Below are 26,782 nucleotides of genomic sequence, written 5' to 3' on the forward strand. Positions count from 1 at the left end.
ACATTGGGGCAGCTGGCCGCCCCGGGCTCCGGCGCGCCGGCGGAGGGGACCACCCCCGGGAGCCCCGGCAGGTTTCGCGTGGATGAATCGCCGCTCAGCGGCACACCCGCCGAGATGACGCGCCGGTACCTGGCGCTCGCGGCGGAGTACGAGCAGTTCCGCTTCCACATGCCGGATGCGCTGCTGGAGATGGAACTGCCCTCGATGCGCGTCACCTACCTGAACGCCATCGCGCGGGCGCTCCTCGGCTACACCGTCGAGGACATGCTCGGCGGCATCTACGGCTGGCAGCTGCTGGAGCAGGAGAGCCTGCAGCGCGCCATCGCCCTGAGCGAAGAGAGCCTCGCCCGGCAGGTGCGCAAAGGGCTGCCCTACGAGCGGCGGCCCGGCCAGTACGTCAGCCGCTACACGGTCATCCGGAAGGACGGCATCCGCGTGCCCGTCGAGGCGCAGGGCGCCTTCATCGTGGACGAGCGCGGCGTGCCGACGGGCGCGCGCTTCATCTTCCGCGACATCACCGAACGGGTGGTGCGGGAGCGGGAACACGCCCGCCTGGCGGCCATCGTCGAATCGGCGGAGGACGCCATCATCAGCCGCGACCTCGAGGGCCGCATCCTCAGCTGGAACCGGGGCGCCGAGCGGCTCTACGGCTGGACTGCGGCCGAGATGGTGGGCCGCACCGCGGACATGGTCGCGGCGCCGGGTGCTGAGTCCGAGGTAGCGGAGCTGCTGGAGCGGGTGAAGCGGGGCGAACACCTCCACCTGACGACCCGGCGGCGCCGGCGCGACGGCACCGTGTTCGATATCGAGCTCTCGCTCTTCCCGGTGCGCGATGAGCACGGCGAGGTCACGGCCGTCGGCGGCATCGCGCGCGACATCTCGGAGCCGCTGCGGGTCGCGCAGGAGCTGGAGCGGACCAACCGGCTGCTCGCCGCGCTCACCCGGGCGCAGTCGGACTTCATCCGGGAGGGGGAGCCCTCGGGCGTCTTCCAGGCGCTGCTCGACCTCTTGCTGGAGCTGACGGAGAGCGAATACGGCTTCATCGGCGAGGTGCTGCGGAAGCGTGACGGGAGCCCCTACCTGCGGCTGCAGGCGCTCGTCTTCCCCGGGACGGACCAGGCGCAGGCCATCATGGCCGACTCCATGCCGGCCGGGTTCGCCTTCGACAACCTCGCGACGCTCTTCGGGCACACGCTGCGGACGGGCGAGCCGGTGATTTCGAACGAGCCGGCGGGCGACCCGCGGGCCGGCGGGACGCCGCCCGGCCACCCCGAGCTGCGCAGCTACCTCGGCGTGCCGATCGCGAGCCGGGGCGAGCTGGTGGGCATGGTCGGCCTCGCCAACCGGCCCGGCGGCTACTCCGAAACGGCAGTCGAATTCCTCCGGCCGCTGGTGACGACCTGCGCGACGCTCATCGAGGCGCTCCGCTCGGAACGGCAGCGCGAGGAAGAGCGGTGCCGCCTCGAGATGGCGCTCGAACGCTCCGAGATCTCGCTCTGGGAGTGGGACGTCGCGGCGGACACGATTACGGCCTTCGCCGGCGACCGGGAGGGGCTCCAGCCGTCGAACCCGACGACGGTGGGCTGGCTCGAACGGGTCCACCCGGAGGACCGCGCGGCGGTGGAGCGCGCCTTCCGCGCGCACGCCACGGGCGAGACGGATCACATCGAAGTCGAGCACCGCTACCTGATGCCGGGCGGCACGTGGGCGTGGACGCTTTCGCGCGGCCGCATCGTCGACCGGGGCCCGCGCGGGGAGCCGCTGCGGGCGGTCGGCACCTTCCTGAACATCAGCTCGCGGAAGGAGGCGGAGCTGGAGCGGGCGCGGCTGGAGCTGCAGATGCGGCAGGCGCAGAAGCTGGAGAGCCTCGGCGTGCTGGCGGGCGGCATCGCCCACGATTTCAACAACCTGCTCACGGCGGTGCTCGGCAACCTCTTCCTCCTGCGGCAGGCGCTGCCGGACGACCCGGCGCTGCGGGAGCTCGTCGACGACGCGAGCCACGCCGCCGAGCGGGGCGCCGAGCTGGTCCGGCGGCTGCTCGCCTTCGGCCGGCCGGATATCGACCAGCCGGACATCGTCGACCTCGATGCGCTCATCGCGGACGCGGCGGCGCTCGCGCGGCCGATGGTCGAGCCGACGGTCCGGCTCGTCATCCGCCGGTCGCGGGAGGCGGGCCGGGTGAAGGGGTCGGCCTCGGCGCTGTCGCAGGTGCTCGTCAACCTCTTCGTGAACGCGCGGGATGCGATGCCGGGCGGCGGCGTCATCACCGTCACCCGGGCGGCCACCGACCTCGGCAGCCGCCGCCGGTGGGCGCCGCCGGAGCTGCCGCGGGGGCGCTACCACGTCATCGCCGTGCGGGATACGGGCACCGGCATCCCGCCGGAGCTCCTCGAGAAGATCTTCGACCCCTTCTTCACGACGAAGCCGATCGGGAAGGGTTCCGGGCTCGGGCTGCCGACGGCGCTGGCGATCGCGCGGGCGCACGGCGGCTGGCTCTCGGCGGAGAGTTCGCCCGGCCGGGGGAGTACGTTCCGGCTCCTGCTGCCCGCGCTCGAAGGCCCGGCCGCGGGCTGAAGCTGCCGCCGCCGGCTGCTACAGTTCGGCCATGCGCGTCGGCCTCATCTCCGATACCCACATCCCGGAAGCGCGGTACGAACTCTGGCCGCAGGTGTTCGATGCCTTCCGCGGCGTCGACTGCATCCTCCACGCGGGCGACATCCACGACCTCGTCGTCATCGACCAGCTGCACGACATCGCGCCGACGTGGGCGGCCCGGGGCAACGGCGAGGACGGCTCGGGCGGCCGGCCGATCCAGCCGGACCACCCCCGCCTGCGCGAATCGTGGCTGCTGAACCTCGACGGCCTGAAGGTCGGCCTCGTCCACGATGTGCCGATCCCGGAGTACCCGCCCCACCTGACGCTGGAGCGGGCGCTGAAGCGGTACTTCGGCACCACCGAGCTGGACGTGCTCGTCTACGGCGATACGCACGTGGAGGCGATCAACACCATCAACGGCATCCTCTGCGTGAACCCGGGCTCGCCCACCTACCCGCACAATCTCGAGACGCAGTACGGCACGATCGGCTTCCTCGAAATCAGCGGCGGGCGGGCCGAGGCGACCATCTGGCAGATCACGGACGACGGCATCGCGCCGTTCGACTGGAACCGCTGGAAGCGGCCGTGGTAGCCGCCGGTCAGTCGACCGGGGCGCTCTTCGCGAGGATGACCGGCACGGGCGAAAGGCGGGCGACGCCGAGGGCGGTGCTGCCGGCGATGAGGTGGCGGCGGGCGCTGTGGCCGTGGGTCGCGCTGGCGACGGCATCGGCGCCGAGCTCGCGGGCGGCGTCGATGATCGCGGTATCGATGCCGGCCCCGGGCGGGACGACCGGGATGTGGTAGGCGGTTTCGATGCCGGCGGGCAGCCGCGGCCGGAGCGCCTCGAGCGCGGGCAGGGTGCGGTGCTTCGCCTCGGCCTCCGTCTCCATCGCGCGCATGACGGCGACTTCGAGCAGGGTGACCCGGACCTTGCCGGGCTGCAGCAGCGGCGCGAGGGCGGGGAAGATGCTACGCGCATCGGGCGAGCCGTCGGTGGTGATGAGGAGGTGATAGGGGCCGTCGTGCGCGGGCACCGGCGGGCAGCCGGTCAGCGTCATGACGGGCACCCCGGCCGAACCGACGACGCCCATGGTGACGCTCCCGAAGACGGCGTGGCGGATAGCGCCAGTCCCGCGCGAAGCCATCGCGATGAGCGCCGCGCCGAGGTCGGCAGCCGCCCGGCGGATCGCCGTCGGCACGTCTTCGCCCCAGCGCCGTTCGATGACGAGCGGTTCGCCGGCTGCGCCGTGCGCAGCGAGGGCGGCCCGCAGCCCCTCCTCCCAGCGGCTGCGGACCTCGGCGACCGCCTGCGCGAGCCGCTCGGCCACGACGCCCGCGGCGTCGGAACGGGGATCGAGAACGCGCGCGAGCCGGAGGTCGGCGCCGATGGCGGCGGCCAGCCGCGCGGCGTGGGGCAGGATGCAGAGCGAGCGCTCGGAGCCGTCGGTGGTGACGAGGATGTTCATCGCGGCTCATTGTAGATGGCAGTCCGGCGTTGGGCGTTGGCGGGATGCCGCGGGCTCGCCGCCTTCGGCAGGATGCCGCGGGCTGGCCGCCCGCGGCGGGGGAGGGAAGGCCCGTAGTCGCGGGGCTCCGTCCCCGCGGGGCGCCGTGCGCCCAACGGATGTTCCGGGAACCGGGAGGCGGGAAGCGGGAGGCGGGAACTGGGAGGCGGGAACCGGAAACTGGGAAGCGGGAGACGGGAACGGGGAGGCGGGAGGGCGCGTGAATTCGGAGGTCGGGGTGGGCCTCGCCGGCCCTCCGCGGGGACGGAGCCCCGCGGCTACGGAGTTCGGAGTTCGGAGACGGGAGCGAGGAAGGAGTATCAACCTCCAACCTCCAACCTCCCCCTCTCCCGCTACCTCCCCACGCGCACGGGCTCGCGCGGGAGCTCGCCGCGGACGAGCGGGGCGAACAGCGCGGCGAACTCGGCGGGGACGAGCCGTTCGGGCCAGCCGAGCAGCTCATCGAGCGTGAACCAGCGGTAGCGCTGGAGGAACGTCCGCTCCTCCTCCAGGTGGCGGGAGGTATCGACTTCGAACGCGGGGCAGCGGACGAGGTAGTAGCTCTCGCGCTGGCGGATGAGCCGGTCGCCCCAGCGGAACGACTGGTCGCGCACCCAGACGCAGGGCCCGACCTCGGCCGCGGCCAGGCCGGTCTCTTCGAAGAGTTCGCGGCGGAGAGCGTCGAGCTCCGTCTCCCCCGGTTCGAGGCCGCCGCCCGGCGTGATCCAGAACACGCGCGAAGGGTCGCCCGGCGCGTGGATGCGGAAGAGGAGCGTGCGGCCGCGGTCGTCGAGGATGACGGCGCGGGCCGCGAGCCGCGGCGGAAGGTCCTCCATGCCACCAGCGTAGCGGGGAACGGGGAACGGGGAACGGGGGATGCCGCGGGCTGGCCGCCCGCGGCGGGGGATGGCTCGCCGCCTTCGGCGGCATCGCCGCGGGATGCCGGCGCTCCGCGCCGGCGGTGGAGGGGCGGGAACGGGAAACGGGAAGCGGGAGGCGGGAGACGGGAAGCGGGAGGCGGGAAGCGGGAAACGGGGAACGGGAACCGGGAGACGGGAAGCGGGAGGCGGGAGGGCGCGTGAATTCGACGGTCGGGGTGGGCCTCGCCGGCCCTCCGCGGGGACGGAGCCCCGCGGCTACGGAGTTGGGAGTTCGGAGACGGGAGACGGGAAGCGGGAAGCGGGAGGCGGGAAGCGGGAGGCGGGGAACGGGGAACGGGGAACGGGGAACGGGGAACGGGGAACGGGGAACGGGGAACGGGGATGGAGCATCAACCTCCAACCTTCAACCTTCAACCTCTATCCTGAGCAGCTGCGAAGTACCACAATGGCGCGCATGACCCGGGCCCGGCTCGTCGCGATCCTGGCGCTGCTCCTCGTGGCGCTCGGCATTTCGCTCGGCGCGTGCGGCGGCGATTCGGCCGGGACGCCGGCCGCGCCGACGCCGGCGCCGGCGACCGACACCCCTGCGGCGAGCCCGACGCCGCAGCCCACCGCCGCCCCTTCGCCCGCGGTCCGCGGGACGCCGGGGTGCGGGCGCGCGCTCCCGGCCGACCTGAAGGCGGGCGAGACGACCAGCCGCGTCCTCCAGTCGGCGAACCGCACGCGCACCTACCTCGTCTACGCGCCGCCCTCTGCCGGCCCGGCGAGCGCGCCGATGCCGCTCGTCCTCAACTTTCACGGGCTCGGCAGCACCGGCGCGCAGCAGCACGTCTACGGCGGCTGGGTGCCCATCGCCCAGCGTGAGGGCTTCGTCGTCGTCAGCCCGAACGGCGTCGACAACTCGTGGCTCATCAGCGCGGGGCTCGATGACCTCCAGTTCGTGCGCGACCTCGTGGCGGCGCTCGGCAACGAGCTCTGCCTCGACCCGGCGCGCGTCTACGCGACGGGGATGTCGAACGGCGGCTTCATGTCGACGACCCTCGCCTGCCGGGCGAGCGACCTCATCGCCGCGATCGCGCCGGTGGCCGGCCAATCGCCGCCGGGGCCGGGCTGCAGCGACCGCCCGGTGCCGATGATCTCGTTCCACGGGACGGCCGACGCCGTCGTCCCGTATGACGCGGGCACGATCAACGCCGGGTCGTTCTCCGGCAGCCCGTTCGCGGGGGTCCCGGCGGTTCAGGCCGAGTGGGCGAAGCACAACGGCTGCGACGGCAGCGCACCGGCCGAGACGCGCATCGCCGCCGACGTGACGAAGGTGGAGTACGCGGGCTGCGCGGCGCCGGTGGTGCACTACCGGGTCGAAGGCGGCGGCCACACGTGGCCGGGCGCGCCGGCGGTGCCGCGGCTCGGGCCGACGGCGACGTCGATCAGCGCGAGCGAGCTGGCGTGGGCATTCTTCCGGGCGAACCCGATGCGGTAGCCGGCCTTCAGCCGTAGACCGCGCGGCCGCCGGCCCCGGCATCGCCGCGGGCCTGGCGGAGGTCCTCCGCGGCGCGGGCAGCGAGCGCGACGGCATCGCCCGAGACGGTGATCATCCGGTAGCCCGCGGCGGCGTGCTTGGCGGCGAGCGCCGCGTTGGCGTGGATGCCGGCCGTGATGCCGCGCTCCCGGCAGGCCGCGGCGATGCGCAGCCGGGCTTCTTCGAAGGCGCCGTCGTTGTCCATCCGCGGCGGGAGGCCGAGCGTGATGCTCAGGTCGGCCGGCCCGACGTAGACGGCGTCGATGCCGGGGACGGCGAGGATCTCATCGAGCCGGTCGAGCGCCTGGCGGGTTTCGATCATCGGGATGCAGGCGATTTCGCGGTTCGCCCCGGCGAAGTAATCGGCGCCGGCGTAGTAGGCGGCGCGCGTCGGGCCGTAGCTGCGGAAGCCCTCGGGGTAGTAGCGGCAGGCGCCGACGGCAGCGAGCGCCTCCTCCGGCGAGTTCACCATCGGGACGATGACGCCCATCGCGCCGGCATCGAGCACTTTGCCGATGATGCCGGGTTCGTTCCAGGGCACGCGCACGAAGGGGATGGTGGGCGTGCCGCCGATGACCTGCAGCATGGCGACTGCGGCCGGGTAATCGATGACGCCGTGCTGCATATCGATGCAGAGCCAATCGAAACCCTGGTGGGCCATCACCTCGGCAGTGAAGGTATTGGCGATGGAGAGCCAGCCGCCGTAGGTCACGTCGCCGGCGGCCCAGCGCTGCTTCACGGTGTTGATGCGCACGGTTCAGTGCCTCCCGGGGGTTCAGGGCCGCGCCTGGAGCACGGCGGGGTTGACGCAGGCGGGCGGGGTGCGCCCGGTGAGCACGGCGACGAGGTTGCGCACGGCCAGGTCGCGCATCGCCGCGCGCGTCTCGACCGTCGCCGAGCCGATGTGCGGCAGGACGATGACGTTCTCCATCGCGAGCAGCGGCTCATCGGCGGCGGGCGGCTCGGGGTCGAGCACATCGAGGGCCGCGCCGGCGATGGCCCGGCTGGCGAGCGCCTCGCGGAGGGCGGCCTGGTCGACCACCGGCCCGCGCGAGGTGTTGATCAGCCACGCGGTGGGCTTCATCCGGGCGAGTTCAGCGGCGCCGATGAGGTGGTGCGTCGACGGGTCGAGGTTGACGTGGAGCGAGACGACGTCGGCCAGTTCGAGCAGCTCATCGAGCGGGACGGGCCGGCAGTCTTCGAGCCCGTCGACGGGCGCCGTCACGAGGTCGTGGTAGAGGACCTCCATGCCGAAGGCGCGGGCGCGGAGGGCGACGGCCTGTCCGATGCGGCCAAAGCCGACGATGCCGAGCGTCTTGCCGGCCGGATCCCAGCCGAGCGGAGGCGGCGGTTCGCGCCGGCTCCAGCCGCCGCCGCGGGCGTAGGCGGCGTTCTCGAACAGCCGGCGGGCGATGGCGAGGATGAGCGCCATGGTGAGGTCGGCGACGGCCCCGCTGAGCACGCCCGGGGTGTTGCAGACGGCGATGCCGCGCGCCGTGGCCGCCCCGAGGTCGACGTTGTTGTAGCCGACGCCGAAGTTGGCGATGACTTTGAGGTTGGGCGCGCGAGCGAGCCGGGCTTCGTCGATCGGCAAGAGGGCGCTGCAGAGGATGCCCTCGGCGCGGGGCAGCGCGGCATCGACGGCCGCCGGGTCCGGCCCGGTGACGATCGGCGTGACCGACCGGCGGAGGTCTTCGAGCAGCCCGGCGGGCAGGTCGATGGCGATGACGGCAGCCGGCTTCGACATCGGCGAGAAGGCTACTCCGCCGCGGTGAACGCTGCCAGCCCGCCCGCCGCTACCGCGTCAGGTCGAGGATGAGCGTCTCGGGCCGCGGGAAATCGAGGTCGGCGTAGAGCGCCACGAGCTTCGCATCCTGCGGGACTTCGAACGTGACCCAGCCGCGGACCTGCCGGCCCTGCGCGAGGTCGGTCATCTTGAGGGCGGGTTCACGGCCGGCGATGGCGTAGTCGTAGACGAAGCCGTCATCGTCCTGCACGGTGAAATCGAAGCCGGAGACGGAGACCTTGCCGCGGGCGGCTTCGACGGTGATGTCGAAGGCGACGTACCGCTTGCCAGCATCAGGGCTGAAGGTCGATTCGCGGACCGGGTCTTCGACGGCGCGGACGGTGATGCGGGCGTTGCCGGCATCCACCGTTTCGCCGAGCTTCGGGCCGGAGCCGGGCGGCGGGACGGTGGGCGCGGCCGAGGTGTCGCCGCCGCTGTCGTCGCCGAAGAGGCCGTCGCCGCCGAGGCCGCTGCAATCGGCGACGACCCACTTGCCGTCCTCCCATTTCCAGCGCTCGAACTCGCCGGGCTCTTCGCCGAAGCCATCGAGCTCCTTCGGCGCCTTCATGGTGATGCTGACTTCGCCGCCGTCTTCGGTGAAGTTGCGGACTTCGACGTTCGTGACTTCGAAGTCCTTGAACTTCACGCCGGTGAAAGCTTCGAGGAAGACGACGCCGAGCTTCGTGGTGGATTCGAACTCGCTGAAGGGCACCTGCTCGCGGCACTCCTTCGAGAAGGAGTCGTAGGCCTTGCGGTAGTCGCCCTTGATCATCGCCTCGGCGGCCTGGCGGGCGGCGTTCTTGAGACCGGCTTCGGTGCGGGGCTGGCTGCCGCCGCCGCCGCAGGCCGCGGCGAGCATGACGGCGAACGCGCCGAGGAGCGCGAGGAGGATGGGGCGGGGTCGGGTCACGGGGAGGCTCCGGCGGGCGGGATTGGGGCGCAGCATAGCACCCATCGAGAGTGTCGGCCGGCAGCGTGAACGCGAAAAGCGCCCGCAGAGGCAGCAGGAAGGAGGGGAAGGGAGTGGTCGGGGTGACAGGATTTGAACCTGTGGCCTCTGCGACCCGAACGCAGCGCTCTTCCAGGCTGAGCTACACCCCGCGCTCTCGAGTGAGCATAGCAGTGATGGGGGGAACGGGGAACCGGGAGGCGGGAGGCGGGAACCGGGAAGCGGGAGGCGGGAACCGGGAAGCGGGGAACGGGAGGCGGGAAGCGGGAGACGGGAGGCGGGAGACGGGAACGGGAAACGGGGAACGGGGAACGGGGAACGGGGAACGGGGAACGGGGAACGGGGAACGGGGAACGGGGAGGGAGTATCAACCTCCAACCTCCAACCTCCAACCTCCAACCTCTCTCCCTCCCTTTCCCATTGCCCGCGGCCCGGCGACGATCGGGCTGATGGATGGAGCGAACAAAACGGACGCGGCGCGGCTGGAGGCGGCGCGCGAAGCGGCCCGGCAGCGGGAGGTCGGGAGCTACGCACGCCACATCTTCCTCTGCACGGGGCCGGATTGCTGTACGCCAGAGGAGGGGCAGCGGGCGTGGGAGCGGCTGAAGTCGCTCGCCGCGAAGGTGAACCGCACGCCGGGCGCGCCGAAGCTGTACCGCACGAAGGTCGGCTGCCTGCGCATCTGCCAGGCCGGCCCCACGGGCGTGGTCTACCCCGAGGGCACCTGGTACGGCTGCCTGACGCCAGAGAATCTCGAGCGGGTCGCTGCCGAGCACCTCATCGGCGGCCGCGACGTGGAGGACCTCGTCATCGGCCGAAACCCGCTGGGGTAGGGGCGGGAAGCGGGAACCGGGAACCGGGAGGCGGGAAGCGGGAGGCGGGAAGCGGGAACGGGGAGGCGGGTGAATTCGAACGCCGGGGTGGGCCTCGCCGGCCCTCCGCGGGCACGGAGGCCCGCGACTACGGAAATTGAGGGTTGTGAACCGGGAAGCGGGAACCGGGAGAGGGAATAACCTCCAACCTCCAACCTCCAACCTCCAACCTCCAACCTCCAACCTCCAACCTCCAACCTCCCGCGCAGGCCGCAATACCCGCGGCATCCCGCGGCCGGCTTCCCCCGTATACTGGCCCGAGCCCAGGCCATGACGATGCAACGCCGCGCGACCCTCATCGTGAACCCGGCGGCGCGAGGGGTTCCGCGCCGGTTCGACCCCGCGCGGGTGGCGGCGTACCTGGCGCAGCACGGGGTCGAAACCGAGGTCGCCATCCCGCCCACGCCGGCCGGCGCCACCGAAGCTGCCCGGGCCGCTGCCGAACGGGGCCACAGTCTCTGTTTCGTCGTCGGCGGCGACGGCTCGCTTCGGCAGGCCGCGGAAGGGCTGGCCGGGAGCGGCACCGCCCTCGCCGCGGTCCCGGCGGGGACGGTGAACATCTGGGCGCGCGAAGCCGGCATCCCGCGCGGCATCCGGGCCGCCATCGATTGCCACCTCGGCGGGCAGGTGGTCCCGATGGACCTCGGCCGGGCGGACGGCCACGCCTTCCTCCTGATGGCCGGCATCGGCTGGGACGCCGAGATCGCCGCCGCGGTCAACCCTGCCTGGAAGCGGGCCGCGGGCGACCTCGCCTACATCCTCGAAGGGCTGCTCCACCTGCCGGCCCTGCGGACCCGCCGCGCGCGCTGGCGGGCCAACGGGGCACTTTGCGAGGAGCCGCTGGCGTGGATGGTGCTCGGCAACACGCGGCTGTATGGCGGCCGCATCCACCTCACCCCCGGGGCGCGCATCGACGACGGCCTGCTCGATGCGGTCGCGTTTTGCCCGCGCGGCCCGGGCGAGACGCTGGCGATGGCGGCCCGGGTGCTCGCCGGGCAGCGCCGCGGGCGGCACATCGTCGCGGGGCGCTTCGCCGAAGTCGCGGTCGAAACGCCGGGGCTGCCGGTCCAGCTGGACGGCGACCCCGTCGGCGCGACGCCGATGACCTTCCGCGCCGAGCGGGGCGCGCTGCTGGTGAGCCTGCCGGCGGGGCCGCTGCCGGACCTCTGGGGGGAAGGGTAGGGGCGGGGAGGCGGGATGCCGCGGGCGGCCAGCCGGCGGCGGGGGATGGCTCGCCGCCTTCGGCGGCATCGCCGCGGGATGCCGGCGCTCCGCGCCGGCGCGGGAGGAGGGAGCGGGGAAGCGGGAACCGGGCGGGAGTTTCGACTTCCAACCTTCAACCTCCAACCCCGCGCGGGGCGCGGGAGGGGAGGGCCGTGGTCACGGGGCTCCGTCCCCGCGGGGCGCCATGCGCCCAACGGATGTTCCGGGAACCGGGAAGCGGGAACGGGGAAGCGGGAGGCGGGTGAATTCGATGGTCCGGGTGGTCCTCACCGGCCCTCCGCGGGGACGGAGCCCCGCGGCTACGGAGTTGGGAGCTGGGAGAGCGTACGGCGGCCCCAGGCTCCGTCAACCTTCAACCTCCAACCTCCAACCTCCAACCTCCCTCTCTCCCTTACTCCCTCACTCGAGCAGGATGCCCGGGTTGAGGAGGCCCTGCGGGTCGAGCGCGGCTTTGACGGCGCGGAGGGCTTCGGCGAAGAGCGGCGGCCGCTGCTGCCGGTACCACGGCATATGGTCGCGGCCGACGGCGTGGTGGTGGGTGATGGTGCCGCCGCCGGCGATGACGGCGTCGCTCGCGGCCTGTTTGATGGCGGCCCAGGTCTCCAGTTCGCCGCCCGGCTTCGACAGCACCTGGAAGCTGTAGTACGGCGCCGGGCCATCCGGGTAGACGTGGGTGAAGCGGCAGGTGAGGCTGCCGCCGCCCGCGGCCGCGATCGCCTCGCCGACCTTTTCGCGCACGAGCCGGTCGAAGGCGGGCCAGCGGTCCCACGTGATGGCCGTCTCAAAGGTGTCGCCGACGACGCCGGTGCCGGCAGTCAGGTTGCGCTGGTAGGGCGCGCGGATGAAGGCGTTCCGCCACGCGCCGACAGCGCCCTGCCGGCCGGCCTCCTCGTCGCTGCCGCCGTCGGCGATGCGGATGCCGGCGGCGTCGGGCTCGCCGCCGCATTCGCGGGCGATGCGGACCGCTTCGTGCAGGAACGGCCCCTGCGGCACCTCGGCGGATTCGAAGCCGAGGATGAGGAGGGCGTGGACGCCATCGCCGCCGGCGGCCGCCTCGGCCTCGGCGGGGTCGAGCAGGCGGCAGTTGGCGGGCCAGAGCTTCGCCTGGACGACGCGGCGGGCGGCTTCGTAGCCGGCCTCCCAGGTGGGGAAGAGCATGCCGGCGGAGGCGCGGAACCGCGGCCGCGCCTGGATGCGCATCCAGGCCTCGGTGATGATGCCGAGGGTGCCTTCGCTGCCGATCACGAACCGGTCCGGGCTCGGGCCGGCGCCGGAGCCGGGCAGCCGGCGCGACTCCCAGGCGCCGCGCGGGGTGATCATCCGCACCGATTCGACGAAGTCGTCGATGTGGGTGTGGTTGGTGGCGTAGTGGCCGCCCGAGCGGGTGGCGATCCAGCCGCCGAGGCTCGACCATTCGAAGCTTTGCGGATAGTGGCGGAGCGTGAAGCCGTGCGGCCGGAGCTGCGCTTCGAGCGCCGGGCCGAGGACGCCGGCCTGGATGCGGGCCGCGCGCGAAACGGGGTCGACCTCGAGGACCCGGTTCAGTTCGCGGAGGTCGATGCTGACGACGGGGCGGCCCCCGCCGGGCGGTTCGACGCCGCCGACGACCGAGGAGCCGCCGCCGTAGGGGATGGCGGCCGCGTCGGCCTCGCCGCACCATTCGAGCACGGCCGCGACCTCCGCTTCGTTGCGCGGGAAGGCGACGACGTCGGGCGGGTTGGGGAAGTCGCAGCGGAAGGCGCGGACGATGTCGCGATAGCTCTTGCCGTAGTGGTGGGCCGCGCGCTCATGGGTCTCGGTGGAGCAGATAGCGGCGAGGGCGGGCGGCGGCTGGATGCGGGGCGGCCGGAGGCGGACCTGTTCGATGCGCGGCACGGGCGGCGCTTCGATGGGGACGCCGTAGCGGGCCGAGAGGCGGGCGGCGGCCTGCCGGCGCTGTTCGTCGGTCGGCTCTTCGGATTCGAGCCCCCAGGCCCAGAAGCTGCGGCGTCCGGTCATGCGTCACCTCCGCGGGGATGATAGCGGGAACGGGGAAGCGGGAGGCGGGAGGCGGGAGGCGGGAACCGGGAAGCGGGAGGCGGGAAGCGGGAACCGGGAAGCGGGAACGGGGAAGCGGGAGGCGGGAACCGGGCGGGCGAACGCAAGCACGCAGCGTAGGGCCGGGGACGGGGAGCGGGAACCGGGCGGGAGTTTCGACTTCCAACCTTCAACCTCCAACCTCCAACCCCGCGCGGGGCGCGGGAGGGGAGGCCCGTGGTCGCGGGGCTCCGTCCCCGCGGGGCGCCATGCGCCCAACGGATGTTTCGGGAAGCGGGAGCCGGGAAGCGGGAGGCGGGAAGCGGTGAATTCGAACGCCGGGGTGGGCCTCGCCGGCCCTCCGCGGGCACGGAGGCCCGCGACTACGGAGGTGGGAGTTGGAAGTTGGGAGTTGGGAGTTGGAAGCCCGGAGCGGCAGGATTCCCCCCTTCTCCCTTTCTCCCTCCCCCTTCGCGCCCCGCGTCCGGCTATACTCGTCCAAGCTTCCCGGGGGGTGGATGCGATGGCGCGGGTGAGCCGGCTGAACCATGCGGTGCTGTTCGTGCGCGATGCGGAGCGGGCGGCGGCGTTCTACCAGGAGGCGTTCGGCTTCGAGGTGGTGCAGAACGTGGGCGGCCGGGCGGTCTTCCTGCGGGCAGCGAGCTCGGAGAACCACCACGACCTCGGGCTGTTCGCGCTGGGCCCGGCGGCGCAGGGGCCGTTCACCGGGCAGGCGGTGGGCCTCTACCATCTCGCGTGGCAGGTGGACACCATCGACGAGCTGGCGGAGATGCGGGTGACGCTGGCGAACCTCGGCGCGCTCACGGGGCAATCGGACCACGGCGCGACGAAGTCGCTCTACGGCCGCGACCCGGACGGGAACGAGTTCGAAGTGATGTGGCTGGTGCCGCGGGAGGCATGGGGGCCGTACGACCGGGAGGCGGTGACGCGGCCGCTGGACATGGAGCGGGAGCTGGCGCGGTTCGGGAGCGGCCGGGGCGGCTGAGCGCCGGCTCGCGGGATTGTTAACGGACGCGTAGAGTTCCGGCCGATGGCCGCGAACGCCCTCGAGTCGCGCGATTTCCGGCTGCTGTTCGCCGGCGCGGTGCTGGTGAGCTTCGTGATGCCGATGCAGTTCCTGACGCAGGTGTTCTGGGTGCAGGAGCGCTACCCGGAGCGGGAGGTGCTGTTCATCGGGCTGCTGGGGGCGGCGCGGGGCTCGGCGATGATCCTGTTCGGGCTCGTCGGCGGCGCGCTGGCCGACCGGCTGGAGCGGCGCCGGCTGCTGATCGGCTGCCAGCTGGCGGCGCTGGCGATCAACGGGGGCGTTGCGGCGCTGATGCTGACGGAGCCGTTCGGCGCGGCGAACGTGGCGGTGCTGCTGGGGCTGACGTTCGCGGCGGCGGCGAACATGGCAGTCGACCAGCCGGCGCGTCAGGCGGCGACGCCGGCTATCGTGGGGATGGCAGCGCTGCCCTCGGCGATCACGCTGCAGATGGTGGCGCAGCAGGTGACCTTCCCGCTGGCGCTGCCGCTGGTGGGCTTCCTGAACAGCCGGATGGAGCCCGGCGAGGTGTACGCGCTGACGCTGCTGGCGTGGGCCGGCGTGCTGCCGCTGCTGTTCGCGCTGCGGTTCCGCTCGCGCGGGCAGGGCGGCGCGGGGGCCGGGGTGGTGCGGAACGTGTGGGCGGGGCTGCGGTACACGCGGGGCGAGCCGACGATTTTCGCGGTCATCGTGCTGGTGCTGGCGATCCAGCTGCTGGGGATGCCGGGGCCGGCCTCGCTCGGGCCGTCGTGGATGCGGAACGTGCTGGGGCTTTCGGAGACGCAGTTCGGCTTCATGGCGATGACGTGGGGGCTGGGCACGATGGCCGCCTCGGTGTTCTACCTCGTGCGGAACGACCTGCCGGGGCGGGGGCTGACGCTCTGGGGGGCGGGCATCGGCTTCGGGCTGTGCGCGCTGGTGTTCGCCTACTCCCGGAGCGTGCCGCTGACGGCGGTCGCGAACTTCGGGCTGGGCTTCGCGATGGTGAGCACGATGGTGTCGTCGTCGACGATTGCGCAGCAGCGGGTGGAGGAAGCGATGCGGGGGCGGGTGATGGGGCTCTTCCCGCTGGCGATGGGGCTGGCGATGCTGGCGGCCTTCCCGGTGGGAGCGGCGGCGCAGGCGACGAGCATGGAGGCCGTCTTCCCCGTGATGGCGTGGGCGACGCTGGCGGCGGTAGCGGGGAGCATGGCGCTCCAGCCGGGCTTGCGGCGGGTGGCGCCGCGCACGGCGTAGCACGGGGAGGGGCGGCGCTTTCGCGTTCGGGGCCGGCGCGGTCTACTTACGGCGTGCGCTACCGGCGAATCGTGGCGAAGTTCGGCACGAGCCTGCTGACGGCCGGGTCCGACCGGCTGGACCTCGAGGCGATGTCGCGGCTCGTGGGGCAGGTGGTGCGGCTGCGGCAGGCGGGCTGCCACGTGGCGGTGGTCTCTTCGGGGGCGCAGGCGGCGGGCCGGCACCGGCTGCGCGGCCGGGCGGAGACGGTCCGCGTGCTGAGCCGGCAGGCGATCGCTTCCGTAGGCCAGAGCCACCTGATGCAGAGCTGGGACGAGCTGTTCGACTGGCACGATACGGTGGTGGCGCAGGTGCTGCTGACGCGGCGCGACCTCTCGGACCGGCTGGCCTACCTGAATGCGCGGAACACGCTGCGCGACCTGCTCGATGCCGGGACGGTGCCCATCATCAACGAGAACGATGCGGTGGCGCTCGACCAGGTGCTCGCGACGCGCATCGGGGAGAACGACAGCCTCTCGGCCTACGTGGCGAACCTCATCGATGCGGACCTGCTGGTCATCCTGACGGACGTGGCCGGGTTGTACGATGCGGACCCGCGTTCGAACCCGGGCGCGCAGCTCATCCGGCGGGTGGAGCGGATCGACGCGCGGGTGGAGGCGCTGGGCGGCGGGGCGCACGGCCCCGGCACGGGCGGGATGGCGACGAAGCTGCGTGCGGCGCACATCGCGACGCAGGCGGGGGTGGACGTGGTGATCTGTTCGGGGCGGGAGCCGGAAGCGCTGATCGCAGCGGCGCGCGGCGAGACGACGGGGACGTACTTCCCGGCGGCGGGCGACCGGCTGGAGAGCCGGAAGCGGTGGATCCTCGGGAGCATCACGCGCGGGGGGTGGATCACGGTGGATGCGGGGGCGGCGGAGGCGCTGCGCGCGCGGGGCCGCAGCCTGCTGCCGGCGGGCGTGGCCGGGGTGACGGGAACCTTCCAGCGGGGAGATTCGGTGGAGATCCGCGACGCCGAGGGGCACCGGGTGGCGGCCGGGCTGGTGAACTACGCGGCCGAGGAGCTGGAGAAGATTCGGGGCCTGCGGTCGGACCGGATCGCGGAGGCGCTGGGCTACAGCTACGGCGACGAGGTGGTGCACCGGGACAACCTGGTGCTGCTGTGACGGCGGGCTGAAGGGCCGGAGCAGGGGCGCGTGCTACGCTCGGGACATGTCCAGCAAGAAGCGCCACCTCCTCCCGTTCCGGTCGCCCGCGGTGCTCATCCTGTGGGCCGATGCGCTGTTCGAAGCTGTCCTCGCGGCGGCCTGCTTCGTGCTCGCTTCGAACCTGGCGGGGTGGTTCGACCTGCCGCGCGCGACGTTCTGGGTGCTCGGCGGAGCGTTGGCGCTGGCGAGCGCGGGCCTGGGGTGGATGGCGTGGCAGCGGGCGATCGGCTGGCTGCCGGGCATCGCGACGGCGAACGCGGCGACCGGGGCTGCGCTGTGGGCGCTCGCGCCGTTCGCGTGGGGCGGGTTCAGCCCGGAAGGGCGGTGGCTGGCCTCGGCGGTGGCGAACGCCTGCCTGCTCATCGGGCTGACGCAGTGGCTCGCCTGGCGGCGGCCGTAACGGTTCGCGGGCGGGTCAGGAGCCTTTCGGGCAGGCGAGCGCGTCGCGGTAGACGGGGCTGTTGGGCGCCGGCGTTTCGCCGTCGAGCCGGGGCGGGTTGCCGGTGACGCGCGCTTCGCGGGCGGCGATGACGTCGCCGGCGAACTCGCGGAAGGCGACGACGGCGCGGTGGTCGCCTTCGCCGAGGGGGACGGCTTCGCCGTCGCGGGCGAGTTCGAGCTGGAAGCAGACGGTGCCGACGTAGCTGGTGGTGGCGCCGGCCGACCAGCGGGCGACGACGGCGCCGGTCCCATCGAGCAGCCAGAATTCGAAGCCGGCGCCGGGGTGGGTGCGGACCTGGAGGACGACCTGGATGCTGGGCTGGTCGTTTTCGAGGTGGGAGAAGGTGGCGAGGGAGAAGTGGAGCTCCCAGTCGGCCGGCGGGTCTTTTGGCGCGGGCGGCGTTTCGCCGGTGCGGAAGGCGACGTTGCCGATGGTGGTGCCGATGAGGGCGCGGAGCGAGGGGGAGGTGGCGTAGGACTTGTCTTTCATGCCGCAGGCGGTGAGCAGGAGGACGGTGAGGAGGGCGAGCGCGGCGAGGCTGGTGAGACGCTTCACGAATCCATTGTGCCGCGGCGGGGGCTAGCGCGCTGCGGGCGCCGCGGCCGGGCGGGCGGCCGGCGCGGGGTCGCGGAGGATGAGCGTGCAGAGGACGGCAACGCCGTTGAGCGCGATGCCGAGCGTAATCGGGAGGTCGTAGCTTTCGCGGGCGTCGTAGAGGGCGCCGGCGAGCGTGGGGCCGGCGAGCGCGCCGACGGCGGCGCTGGTGTAGATGAGGCCGAGGATGGCGCCGAAGCTGCGGCCGGCGAAATAGTCGGCCGCGAGCGCCGGGATGAGCGCGACGAAGCCGCCGTAGGCGGCGCCGAAGGCGAGGGCGAAGAGGATGAGGGCCCAGGCCTGCGTGGCGGTGAGCCACCAGGCGAGGCAGAGGCCCATGGCGACGAAGGTGCCGGCGAGCGAGCGGCGGCGGCCGAGGCGGTCGGCGGAGCTGCCGAGGAGGAGGCGGCCGGCGATGGAGCCGATGCCGATGAAGCCGATGAGGAGGGCGCCGAAGGCATCGGAAAAGCCCTGGTCGCGGGCGTACGGGGTGAGGTGGGCGAAGGGGATGAAGATGCCGAGGCTGGTGGAGAGGCCGGCGCCGAAGAGGAGCCAGAAGGGCGCGGAGCGGACGGCCTGGCGAACGGCCGGGCCGCCGGCGGGGCCGAGCGCGGGCGGCGGCTGGCGGTCGCCGTCGGGGTAGAGGCCGCGGTCGGCCGGGTTCGGGACGATGGTGAGCACGGCGGGGATGCCGATGGCGAGCGCGACCGCCGCGAGGATGACCCACGAGGGCCGCCAGCCGAGGGTGTCGATCGCGGCGGCGGCGAGGAGCGGCATGACGAGGGTGCCCGCGCCGATGCCCGCGACGGCGAAGCCGGAAGCCGTGCCGCGGCGGCGGATGAACCAGCGCTGGACGACGCCGACGGCCGGGACGTAGACGAGGCCGACGCCGACGCCGACGCCGAGGGAGTAGGTGAGGTACACCTGCCAGACGGCCTGCGCGAGGGAAGCGGCCGCCATGCCGGCGGCGATGCAGAGGATGCCGGCCGCGATGACGCGCCGGGGCCCGAGCCGGTCGGCGAGGAGGCCGGTGACGGCGCCGAGGCCGAAGTAGAGGAAGCCGCTGAGCGCGAAGACGAGCGAGATATCGCTGCGGGTGGCGCCGAATTCGTCGCGGAGGGCGTTGAAGAAGGCGGCGAAGCTGTAGGCCGCGCCGAAGGCGACGAAGAGCGCGCCGAAGACGGCGCCGACGACGACCCAGCCGTAGAAGAACCGCGCCCGGGGCGCTTCAGCCGGCATGGCCGGTGATTCTACGCCCCGGGCGCGGGCAGCGGCGGGATTCACCCCGGCAGCGGCAGCGGGCCGCGGCCGGGTGAGGCTACGGATTGGCGCGGGCCTCGGCGGGCCGGGCGCCGGTGAGGAGCATCCGGTTGAGGGCGTTCATGTAGGCCTTGGCGCTCGCGACGATGATGTCCGTATCGGCGGCGCGGCCGGTGTAGGTGCGGCCCTTCTCGTCTTCGATGCGGATGGTGACATCGCCCTGGGCGTCGATGCCTTCGGTGACGCTCTTGACGGAGAACTCGGTGAGCTTCGGCGCGAGGCCGGTGATCCGGTTCATGGCGCGGTAGACGGCATCGACGGGGCCGGTGCCGACGGCGGCATCGACACGGATGTTGCCCTCGGGGTCGACGAGGCGGAGGGTGGCCGTCGGGGCGGCGTGGTCGCCTGCGGAGACCTGGACGAGGTCGAGCCGCCAGCCGGCGGTTTCCATCGAGCGGAGGTTTTCGTTGACGAGGGCTTCGAGGTCGCGGTCGTCGACTTCGATTTTCTTATCGGCGAGCTCTTTGAAGGCGGCGAAGACGCGGTTGAGCTCTTCGTCGGTGAGTTCGTAGCCGAGTTCGAGCATGTGCTCTTTGAAGGCGTGGCGGCCGGAGAGCTTGCCGAGGACGAGCTGGGTGCCCTGGGGGATGCCGATTTCGGCGGGGTCCATGATCTCCCAGGTTTCGCGGAGCTTGAGGATGCCGTCCTGGTGGATGCCGGACCCGTGGCGGAAGGCGTTCTTGCCGACGATCGCCTTGTTCCACTGGACGGGCATGCCGGAGTAGGTCTCCACCATCTTGGACGTGCGGTAGATCTCGCGGGTGTTGATATCGGTGTAGAAGGGGAGGAAGTCTTTGCGGGTCTTGATGGCCATGACGACTTCCTCGAGGGAGGTGTTGCCGGCGCGCTCGCCGATGCCGTTGATGGTGACTTCGACCTGGCGGGCGCCGTTCTGGATGGCGGTGAGGGTGTTGGCGGTGCAAAGGCCGAGGTCGTTCTGGCCGTGGAAGGAGACGCGGGCCTTGTGGATGTTGGGGACGTTTTCGAAGAGGGCGCGGAAGAAGGCGCCGAGCTCTTCGGGAATCGCGTAGCCGACGGAATCGGGGATGTTGATGGTGGTGGCGCCGGCATCGATGCAGCGGCGGACGATTTCGAAGACGAAGCGCGGGTCGGCCCGGGTGGCGTCCATCGGGCTGAATTCGACGTTGCTGGTGTACTTCGCGGCGTGCTTCACCATCTCCTCGGCCTGGGTGAGCACCTGCTCGCGGTCCTTCCGGAGCTGGTGGGCCATCTGGATGTCGCTGGAGTTGATGAAGACGTGGATGCGCGGCTCGGCGGCGCCTTTGACGGCTTCCCAGGCGGTATCGATATCGGCCGGAACGGCGCGGGCGAGGGCGCAGATGACGGGGCCGCGGACCTCGCGGGCGATGGCCTGGACGGCTTCGAGGTCGCCGGGGGTGGAGCAGGGGAAGCCGGCTTCGATGATGTCGACGCCGAGCTTCTCGAGCTGGCGGGCGATTTCGAGCTTTTCGCCGGGGGTGAAGGCGACGCCGGCGGACTGCTCGCCGTCGCGGAGGGTGGTATCGAAGATGTAGATCTTTTCGGGCATCGGGGCGTCTCCTCGTGCGGGGTGATGGGAACGGGCCGGCGCGCGGGCGCTGGCAGCATGTTCTAACGAGATTCTTATGGAGAGATTCGGCGGGGCCGGCGCAACGGACCAGCGGGCAGGCTGCGGGAGGAGGGGGGCTGCTGGGCAGGTTCGAGGGGGCCGCGTTCCGCCGTCGCGGCGCTAAAGGACGCGCCCCGGTGAGTCCGGGGCGTTCACGACCTCGCGTGGCAGTGCGTCGGGATGGCGCATCGAGGCAAAGGCTAGCAAATCGGGCGAGGGGACGCCAGCGGCGGGCGTTTCGCTTGCGGCGAACGTTCTATCGGTGCGATATACTGCGCCAATCACGCACACGCCGGAGGTGCCCCTATGACGTCGCCCGCATTCGTGGACGTCCCCGGGCTGAATTTCGACTGGCTGAACCTGGATACGGAGCAGGGGATGCGCATCCAGGCCGGGCGGAAGGGCCTGACGCTGGAGCAGATCAACGCGCTGACGTACGGGAACGCGTCGATCGACGAATCGGGCGCGCCGGTGTTCAAGCCGCGCGGCGCCTGGGCGGACCCGCGATCGCCGCGGCACGCGCGGCAGTACCGCTCGAAGGCGGACGTCTGGTCGGAGAGCGCGATGCTGCTCTACGAGGAGGCGAACCAGCGGCAGTGGTCGAGCGCGGTGGACATCCCGTGGGAGACGATCCAGCCGCTGCCGGACGACTTGGAGTGGGCGATGTGCACGCTGTGCACGTTCCTGACGCAGGTGGAGTTCATCGCGGGCGACCTGCCGGGGCGGTTCATGGAGCAGGTGCACCCGGACCATTTCGAATCGCAGCTCTTCCTCGGCACGCAGATCATGGACGAGAGCCGGCACCTGGACGTGTTCCGGAAGCGGGCGCTGGTGAACGGCGGCGGGATGGTGGATGCGGGGTTCGGGGCGATCAACCTGCTCTCGGTGGACGACTTCACGGAGATGACGGCGCTGCTCCACCTGGTGGGCGAGGGATTCGTCCAGACGCTCTTCCGCATGGGCGAGCTGATTTCGCAGAACGAGGCGGAGAAGAAGATCTTCCGGCTCGCGGCGCAGGATGAGAGCCGCCACCTGGCGTTCGGGGTCACGCATATGAAGTACGTGATGGATACGGAGCCGTGGCGGAAGGAGGAGATGCACCACTACCTGGACATCCAGGAGGGGGCGCTGGCGCAGAGCCAGCAGGCGAGCCTGACGACGAACCCGACGACGGGCGAGGCGCTGGCGATCCTCGCGGGCGGCGGCATCGAACACATCGACGAGGGCTACGCGAAGCTGATGCTGATGCGGAAGCGGCAGGTGAACGAGTACATGCACCGGCTCGAAGTGATCGGGCTGGGCGACCGGCGGGAGCGGATGGCGCCGGGCCTGCGGGAATTCCTCGACCCGGTGAACTGAGCCGACCCGGCCACACCCCAGCACGCACGAAGGAAGGGACGATGCAGCTGAGCACCGCGACGAAGATCCGCGCCCGCGACCTGGGCTGGAGCGAGGAGACGATCGCCCGCATCGAGGCCTCGCCGCTGAGGGATGCGACGGTGGCGAACATCACGATGATGCGCATCCCGGAGGAGCGGATGCGGGGGTTCCTCGACCTCGCCGAGAAGGACCCGGAGCGCATCCCGAACCTGACGTTCAACTTCATCCGGACGCGTTCGGAGCGGGGCGTGCGGGCGCAGCCGAGCGAGCGCGGGCTCCTGCTGAAGGACATCAACATCGGGACGTACGGGCAGGTGCCGGACCGCTGGCCGTACGAGAACGACACGCCGCGCGGCTCGCATCCTTCGCCGGATAACTACGCACCGGGCAGCTACTACATCTACGACAAGGCGGAGGTGTGGGCGGAGGGCGTCGACGAGCTGTACGAGGACGCCATCCGCGACCGGTGGATCCCGGCGACGGACCTCGACTGGACGAACGGGCTGAGCGAGCTGCCGGCGGAGATCGAGCGGGCGGTCTGCCAGCTGGCGACGCTGTACAGCGGCCACGGGCTGGTTGAGCAGAAGATCATCGCGAAGTGGCTGGAGCCGATCAGCTACGGCTTCCACGACGTGAAGCTGTTCCTCGGCACGCAGATTTACGATGCGGGCCACAAGGTGGAGGCGCTGCGGAAGCGGGCGCTGGCGAACGGCGGCGGGCTGGGGCAGGCGCCGCTGGGCGCGCTCTACCGGGCGTGGTACGGGGCGCTGAAGTTCACCGAGATGATTACGGCGCTCGACGTGGTCTACAAGTCGTACGAGCTGACGCTGTTCGAGTCGTACGCGGACTTCGCGAAGACGGAGGTAGAGCGGACGCTGTTCGGGAACATGGCGCGGGATTCGCGCCGGCACCTCGAATACGGGAAGCGGCATCTGCTCTGGTACATCCAGCATCACCCGCGGGGGCGGGAGAACGCGAGGTTCTGGCTGGGCCGCGCGGAGGCGGCGCTGAGCATCGAGCTGCGGTACAGCCACCCGGAGCGGGAGGCGCTGGCCCTGCTCTTCGCGGGCGACGTGGAGCGCATCCAGGCGGGCATCGAACGGCTGCGGAAGCTGCGCGAGAAGCAGCTGATGGACTACATCGGGCTGCTCGGCGAGGTGGGAATCGACCGGCTGCCGGACGTGAGCCGGCACCTGATGGAGGTCGCGGAGGACCCGCTCGCGGTGTAGGCTTTCGATGGCCACCCCCTGGGCGGCCGGGGGCTGACACCGGGTGATGACAGGCTCGAACCGGCTCGTGCTCGTCGCGCTGGACGCGATGGAGGTGTCGTGGCTGGAGCGGTTGGCCGCGCGGGGCGACCTGCCGAATTTGGCGGCGTTCCTGCGGGAGAGCGGGAGCTTCTCGGTGGCCGGACCGTGGGAGCTACTGTACGGGAGCGTCTGGCCCACGTTCGCCTCGGGGCTGAACCCGGGCAAGCACGGGCGATACGCGTGGCTCCAGTGGCTCGCGGAAGAGGGGCGGTACGTCCGGGCCTCGCACCCGGCGCTGGCGTTCGAACCGTTCTGGCGAGGGCTGGCAGCCGCCGGGGTGCGGACGACCGTGGTCGATGTGCCGTACGTCCCGCTGGTGCGGGAGCCGGCTGTTGAGCAGGTCATCGGCTGGGGGACGGAGGACGAGGTCGAGCGGGAGAGCTGGCCTGCCGGGTTTCTCGGCGACATCCGGAAGGAGTTCGGGCGGCATCCGCTGGGGCTGGACACGCTGGACACCCTGTCCGGGGATGACCGCGTGAGGCTGGCGCGCGACCTGGGGCGTGGGGTGGCGATGCGGGCGCGGCTGCTCGAGCGGCTGGCGGGTGACGCGAGGCGGCGGTTCGTGGTGGTGCTGTTCGGCGAAACGCACAAGGCGGGGCATTACCTGGCGGAGGAGTGCGAGGTCGTGCCAGGCGTCACGAACCTGGACCTCATCAGGAGGGTGCTGAAGCCGCTCGATGACGCGTGGCCGGGCATCCTGCGGGCTGCGGGGAGCGAGACGACCGTGGTGCTGTTCGCACTGCACGGGATGCAGCACCAGGTGGATTTCAGCGAACTCGGGGTGCAGGTCCTCGCGCTGGCGCTCGGGAGGGAACCGGCTGCGGCCGTGCCGCGCGCTGATGTGCTCCGGAGGGTCCGGGATGCGATACCGGACCCGGTCCACCGTTTTCTCTGGAACCGGCTGCCGGCCCGGGTGCGGGCCGCGCGGCAGGCGCAGCTCGACGGGCGGGGGAGCGCGGCGGGCAGTGACCCAGTCTTCCGGGTGACGCATGACATCGACCTCGCGCTCCGGCTCAATCTGGAAGGGCGCGAGCGCCATGGCGTCGTCACCCCCGAGGCGGGCGCGGCGCTGCTCGAGCGTGTGGGGACGACGGCGGCGGGCGTTCGCACCCGCGCCGGCACGCCCGTGTACCGCGGGCTCTGGCGGACGGCTGAGCACCTGAGCGGGCCGCGCGTCGACCGGCTGCCGGATGCGCTGCTGGCGGGGAACCGGGATCTGGTGCGGGTGGAGGAGGCGTTCGATGCGGCGGGGCGGCGGCTCGTGAACCCGATGCAGGAGCGGCGGAACGGCGTGCACACGGGGCGGGGCTTCTGCTTCGTGCGGCCCGGCGCCGGCGTGGGGCTGGACGGCCGGGCGGAGATCGACGCGCGGGACTTCGCGCCGACGGCGTACGCGGTGCTCGGCGTGCCGGCGCCGGCGGGGTTCGAAGGCAGGCCGTTCGCCGGGCGGAGGGGCGATGGGTAGGGCGCGCCTCCGGATCGGCGTCGCGGGCGCGGGGCGGGCGTTCGAGCGGCTCTACCTGCCAGCGCTGCGGATGGTCCCGGAGTTGGAGGCGGCCGCCATCGCGGACCCGCGGCCCGGCGACGGAGCGGGGACGGGCATCCGGCGGTGGCCATCACTGGAGGCGATGATCGGGGCGGAGCCGCTCGACGGTGTGCTGGTGCTGAGCCCGCCGGCCTTCCACGCGGAACAGGCGGGGCAGGCGCTGGCGGCCGGGCTGCACGTGCTCTGCGAGAAGCCGGCGGCGCTGCGCCCGGCGGAGACGGAGGCCTGGCCCGCCGATGCCCTGCACCGGTTCGCGGGGGCGTACACGCGGCGGGCGTGGCCGGCCTACCTGCGCGCGCGGCGGCAGGGCGGGCGGGCCTGGGCATTCGAGCTGGAGACGAACGGGGCGGCCTGGGGCGCGACGACGCAGGAGCCGCTGACGTGGGACCTGCTGCCGCACGCCATCGACCTCGCGGAATGGGTGACGGGCAGCTCCATCGCGGGCGTCCGGGGGATTCGGCGGAACGCGCGCGCAGTTAGCGGCGTTTTCGACCTGAAGAACGGCGGCGAGTTCCGGTGGCGGGTGGCCGACGGGAGCGGCTACCGCGAACGGCTGGCGCGGGACGGCCGGGCCATCGTCCGGCGGCCGGGGCGGCTGCCCTGGCTGGAGCGGCTCCGGACGCCTGCCGACATCGCGGGGGTGCGGGAGGTGCTGCGGGCCTGGGCGCGCTTCATGGCGGGCGGCGAACGGCCGGCGCTGCTGGCGGATGCGGCGGCGGTGCGGCGGCACGCGGCCATCATCGAGTCGGTCGAACGGGAGGTGGGCGCGGCATGGGCGCACGGACGGTGAGCGTCATCGTGCCGGTGAAGGACGACCCGCGCATCGCGGACTGCCTCGCTTCGCTGGAGGCGGACCGGCCGCCGGGCATCGAGGCGGAGGTCATCGTCGTCGACAACGGGTCGGCGCCGGAATTCTCGGCGTGGCTCGAGGGCATCGCCCGCGGCGGCGGGGTGACGCTGCTCCGGGTGCCGGAGCCGGGCGTCTACGCGGCGCGGAACCGGGGGGTCGAGGCGGCGCGGGGCGCTGCGGTGTTCTTCGCCGACGCGGACTGTGTGGTGGGGCCGGGGTGGTTCGCGGCGGGGCTGGCGATGCTGGAGCGGGGGTTCGACCTCGTGCAGGGGTTTTCAGGGGCGCTGCCGGGCGGGCGGACCGCGCAGCTGATCCAGGCGCGGTACGAAGCGCGGTTTCGGCGGCTGGCGGCCGGTTCGCCGACGGACACGGACACGCGGAACCTGGCGGTGCGGCGCGGGGTGTTCGAACGGCTGCGGTTCAACGAAGCGTACCGGCGGGTCGGGGATACCGAGTTCGGGCTGCGGGCCGAGGCGGCAGGCTTCCGGGTCGGCTACGCGCCGGCGATGCGGGTGGAGCACGCGCACGACGACGACCTGCGGGTGTTCGCAGCGAAGCAGTTCTGCCACGGCTGGGGCGCACAGCGGCTGATGACGGAGCGCCCGGGGCTGCCGTGGCACGGGGCGCAGCTGCGGCGGTGGGACCGACACGGCGGGCGGGTTCGCCGGCTGCCGGGGCGGCGGGCCCTCAGCCGGGCGCTGGCGCGGGGGGCGCTGGCCGCCGCGGGAGCGCTGGAGCGGGGCGGCGAACGGCTGCCGTGGCCGGCGGCCTCTGCGGCGATGCTCGCCATCGACAAGGCGGCGCTGCTGGCGGGGCACCTGGCCTTCGAGCCGGGCGACCCGGAGCCGTCGCCGTCGGGCGTGCTGGGGCGGCGGCTGCCGCGGGATTAGCGGGGCGG

23 protein-coding genes and 1 tRNA gene are annotated in these 26,782 nt (G+C 72.5%); 14 read left to right on the forward strand and 10 right to left on the reverse strand.

Features of this window, described 5'->3' with window-relative positions:
• Positions 1-114: 114 nt before the first annotated feature.
• Both N2041_RS10405 and N2041_RS10410 read left to right on the forward strand, forming a co-directional pair.
• Positions 115-2,574, forward strand: a complete 2,460-nt coding sequence (locus N2041_RS10405) for a PAS domain S-box protein (protein ID WP_297678485.1) — start codon at positions 115-117, stop codon at positions 2,572-2,574.
• Positions 2,575-2,605: 31 nt separating this feature from the next.
• The gene (locus N2041_RS10410; RefSeq protein ID WP_297678487.1) at positions 2,606-3,187 is read left to right on the forward strand and encodes a YfcE family phosphodiesterase; all 582 of its coding nucleotides are present in this window, start codon (positions 2,606-2,608) and stop codon (positions 3,185-3,187) included.
• Positions 3,188-3,194: 7 nt separating this feature from the next.
• On the opposite strand, the gene N2041_RS10415 is transcribed toward N2041_RS10410, so the two are convergent.
• Both N2041_RS10415 and N2041_RS10420 read right to left on the reverse strand, forming a co-directional pair.
• Positions 3,195-4,061 (reverse strand): universal stress protein, encoded by an 867-nt coding sequence (locus tag N2041_RS10415; RefSeq protein ID WP_297678489.1) that lies wholly within the window; start codon positions 4,059-4,061, stop codon positions 3,195-3,197.
• 392 nt (positions 4,062-4,453) lie between these two features.
• A complete protein-coding gene (locus tag N2041_RS10420) occupies positions 4,454-4,936 on the reverse strand; it encodes an NUDIX domain-containing protein (protein WP_297678491.1) in 483 nt (160 codons plus the stop codon).
• Positions 4,937-5,435: 499 nt separating this feature from the next.
• On the opposite strand from N2041_RS10420, the gene N2041_RS10425 reads away from it, so the two are divergent.
• Positions 5,436-6,461 (forward strand): PHB depolymerase family esterase, encoded by a 1,026-nt coding sequence (locus tag N2041_RS10425; RefSeq protein ID WP_297678493.1) that lies wholly within the window; start codon positions 5,436-5,438, stop codon positions 6,459-6,461.
• Between the two features lie 7 nt (positions 6,462-6,468).
• Here the strand turns inward: N2041_RS10425 and N2041_RS10430 are convergent, their stop codons facing one another.
• The 4 genes from N2041_RS10430 to N2041_RS10445 all read right to left on the reverse strand — a co-directional run bounded on the left by N2041_RS10430 (position 6,469) and on the right by N2041_RS10445 (position 9,387).
• Positions 6,469-7,254 (reverse strand): aldolase/citrate lyase family protein, encoded by a 786-nt coding sequence (locus N2041_RS10430; RefSeq protein WP_297678495.1) that lies wholly within the window; start codon positions 7,252-7,254, stop codon positions 6,469-6,471.
• 21 nt (positions 7,255-7,275) lie between these two features.
• The gene (locus N2041_RS10435; protein WP_297678497.1) at positions 7,276-8,247 is read right to left on the reverse strand and encodes a 2-hydroxyacid dehydrogenase; all 972 of its coding nucleotides are present in this window, start codon (positions 8,245-8,247) and stop codon (positions 7,276-7,278) included.
• A gap of 49 nt (positions 8,248-8,296) precedes the next feature.
• Positions 8,297-9,196 carry a DUF4352 domain-containing protein gene (locus N2041_RS10440; protein WP_297678499.1) on the reverse strand — a complete coding sequence of 300 codons (900 nt, stop codon included), beginning with the start codon at positions 9,194-9,196 and terminating at the stop codon, positions 8,297-8,299.
• A 114-nt stretch (positions 9,197-9,310) separates the two neighbouring features.
• Positions 9,311-9,387 (reverse strand) — tRNA-Pro (locus N2041_RS10445).
• A gap of 297 nt (positions 9,388-9,684) precedes the next feature.
• Between N2041_RS10445 and N2041_RS10450 the strand changes: the two genes are divergently transcribed.
• Together N2041_RS10450 and N2041_RS10455 are read left to right on the forward strand one after the other, a co-directional pair.
• Entirely contained in the window at positions 9,685-10,068 is a 384-nt protein-coding gene (locus N2041_RS10450; RefSeq protein WP_297678501.1) for a hypothetical protein, read from the forward strand.
• A gap of 309 nt (positions 10,069-10,377) precedes the next feature.
• Entirely contained in the window at positions 10,378-11,289 is a 912-nt protein-coding gene (locus tag N2041_RS10455; protein WP_297678503.1) for a diacylglycerol kinase family protein, read from the forward strand.
• A 441-nt stretch (positions 11,290-11,730) separates the two neighbouring features.
• On the opposite strand, the gene N2041_RS10460 is transcribed toward N2041_RS10455, so the two are convergent.
• The gene (locus N2041_RS10460; protein WP_297678505.1) at positions 11,731-13,329 is read right to left on the reverse strand and encodes an FAD-binding oxidoreductase; all 1,599 of its coding nucleotides are present in this window, start codon (positions 13,327-13,329) and stop codon (positions 11,731-11,733) included.
• A gap of 541 nt (positions 13,330-13,870) precedes the next feature.
• Here N2041_RS10460 and N2041_RS10465 point away from each other — a divergent pair.
• From N2041_RS10465 to N2041_RS10480, 4 genes are read left to right on the forward strand one after another with little or no spacing between them, the layout of a single operon-like run.
• Positions 13,871-14,353: a VOC family protein gene (locus N2041_RS10465; protein WP_297678507.1), complete on the forward strand. Its 483-nt coding sequence runs from the start codon at positions 13,871-13,873 to the stop codon at positions 14,351-14,353.
• Positions 14,354-14,398: 45 nt separating this feature from the next.
• The gene (locus N2041_RS10470; protein ID WP_297678509.1) at positions 14,399-15,628 is read left to right on the forward strand and encodes an MFS transporter; all 1,230 of its coding nucleotides are present in this window, start codon (positions 14,399-14,401) and stop codon (positions 15,626-15,628) included.
• 53 nt (positions 15,629-15,681) lie between these two features.
• Positions 15,682-16,791: a glutamate 5-kinase gene (gene proB, locus N2041_RS10475; protein ID WP_297678511.1), complete on the forward strand. Its 1,110-nt coding sequence runs from the start codon at positions 15,682-15,684 to the stop codon at positions 16,789-16,791.
• A 46-nt stretch (positions 16,792-16,837) separates the two neighbouring features.
• Complete coding sequence (locus N2041_RS10480; protein WP_297678513.1) at positions 16,838-17,233, forward strand: hypothetical protein; 396 nt, start codon at positions 16,838-16,840, stop codon at positions 17,231-17,233.
• 15 nt (positions 17,234-17,248) lie between these two features.
• Here N2041_RS10480 and N2041_RS10485 read toward each other — a convergent pair whose 3' ends face one another.
• From N2041_RS10485 to N2041_RS10495, 3 genes are all read right to left on the reverse strand, one after another.
• Positions 17,249-17,830 (reverse strand): hypothetical protein, encoded by a 582-nt coding sequence (locus N2041_RS10485; RefSeq protein ID WP_297678516.1) that lies wholly within the window; start codon positions 17,828-17,830, stop codon positions 17,249-17,251.
• Positions 17,831-17,854: 24 nt separating this feature from the next.
• Positions 17,855-19,108 carry an MFS transporter gene (locus N2041_RS10490; protein ID WP_297678518.1) on the reverse strand — a complete coding sequence of 418 codons (1,254 nt, stop codon included), beginning with the start codon at positions 19,106-19,108 and terminating at the stop codon, positions 17,855-17,857.
• Positions 19,109-19,187: 79 nt separating this feature from the next.
• Positions 19,188-20,738, reverse strand: a complete 1,551-nt coding sequence (locus N2041_RS10495; RefSeq protein ID WP_297678520.1) for a 2-isopropylmalate synthase — start codon at positions 20,736-20,738, stop codon at positions 19,188-19,190.
• 366 nt (positions 20,739-21,104) lie between these two features.
• Here N2041_RS10495 and N2041_RS10500 point away from each other — a divergent pair, with 366 nt between their 5' ends.
• Genes N2041_RS10500 through N2041_RS10520 form a run of 5 tightly spaced genes read left to right on the forward strand, consistent with a single transcriptional unit; the run spans position 21,105 to position 26,774 of the window.
• Positions 21,105-22,157 carry a ferritin-like domain-containing protein gene (locus N2041_RS10500; RefSeq protein WP_297678522.1) on the forward strand — a complete coding sequence of 351 codons (1,053 nt, stop codon included), beginning with the start codon at positions 21,105-21,107 and terminating at the stop codon, positions 22,155-22,157.
• A gap of 41 nt (positions 22,158-22,198) precedes the next feature.
• Positions 22,199-23,407, forward strand: a complete 1,209-nt coding sequence (locus tag N2041_RS10505; protein WP_297678524.1) for a hypothetical protein — start codon at positions 22,199-22,201, stop codon at positions 23,405-23,407.
• A 46-nt stretch (positions 23,408-23,453) separates the two neighbouring features.
• Positions 23,454-24,953 (forward strand): alkaline phosphatase family protein, encoded by a 1,500-nt coding sequence (locus tag N2041_RS10510; RefSeq protein ID WP_297678526.1) that lies wholly within the window; start codon positions 23,454-23,456, stop codon positions 24,951-24,953.
• Positions 24,946-25,824 carry a Gfo/Idh/MocA family oxidoreductase gene (locus N2041_RS10515; protein ID WP_297678528.1) on the forward strand — a complete coding sequence of 293 codons (879 nt, stop codon included), beginning with the start codon at positions 24,946-24,948 and terminating at the stop codon, positions 25,822-25,824. The genes N2041_RS10510 and N2041_RS10515 overlap by 8 nt, the downstream gene beginning before the upstream one ends.
• Entirely contained in the window at positions 25,806-26,774 is a 969-nt protein-coding gene (locus N2041_RS10520) for a glycosyltransferase (protein ID WP_297678529.1), read from the forward strand. The genes N2041_RS10515 and N2041_RS10520 overlap by 19 nt, the downstream gene beginning before the upstream one ends.
• The last annotated feature ends 8 nt before the right edge of the window (positions 26,775-26,782 follow it).

The sequence above is a fragment of the Tepidiforma sp. genome, assembly GCF_026419595.1.
In the GTDB taxonomy this organism is placed as follows: Bacteria; Chloroflexota; Dehalococcoidia; order Tepidiformales; family Tepidiformaceae; genus Tepidiforma.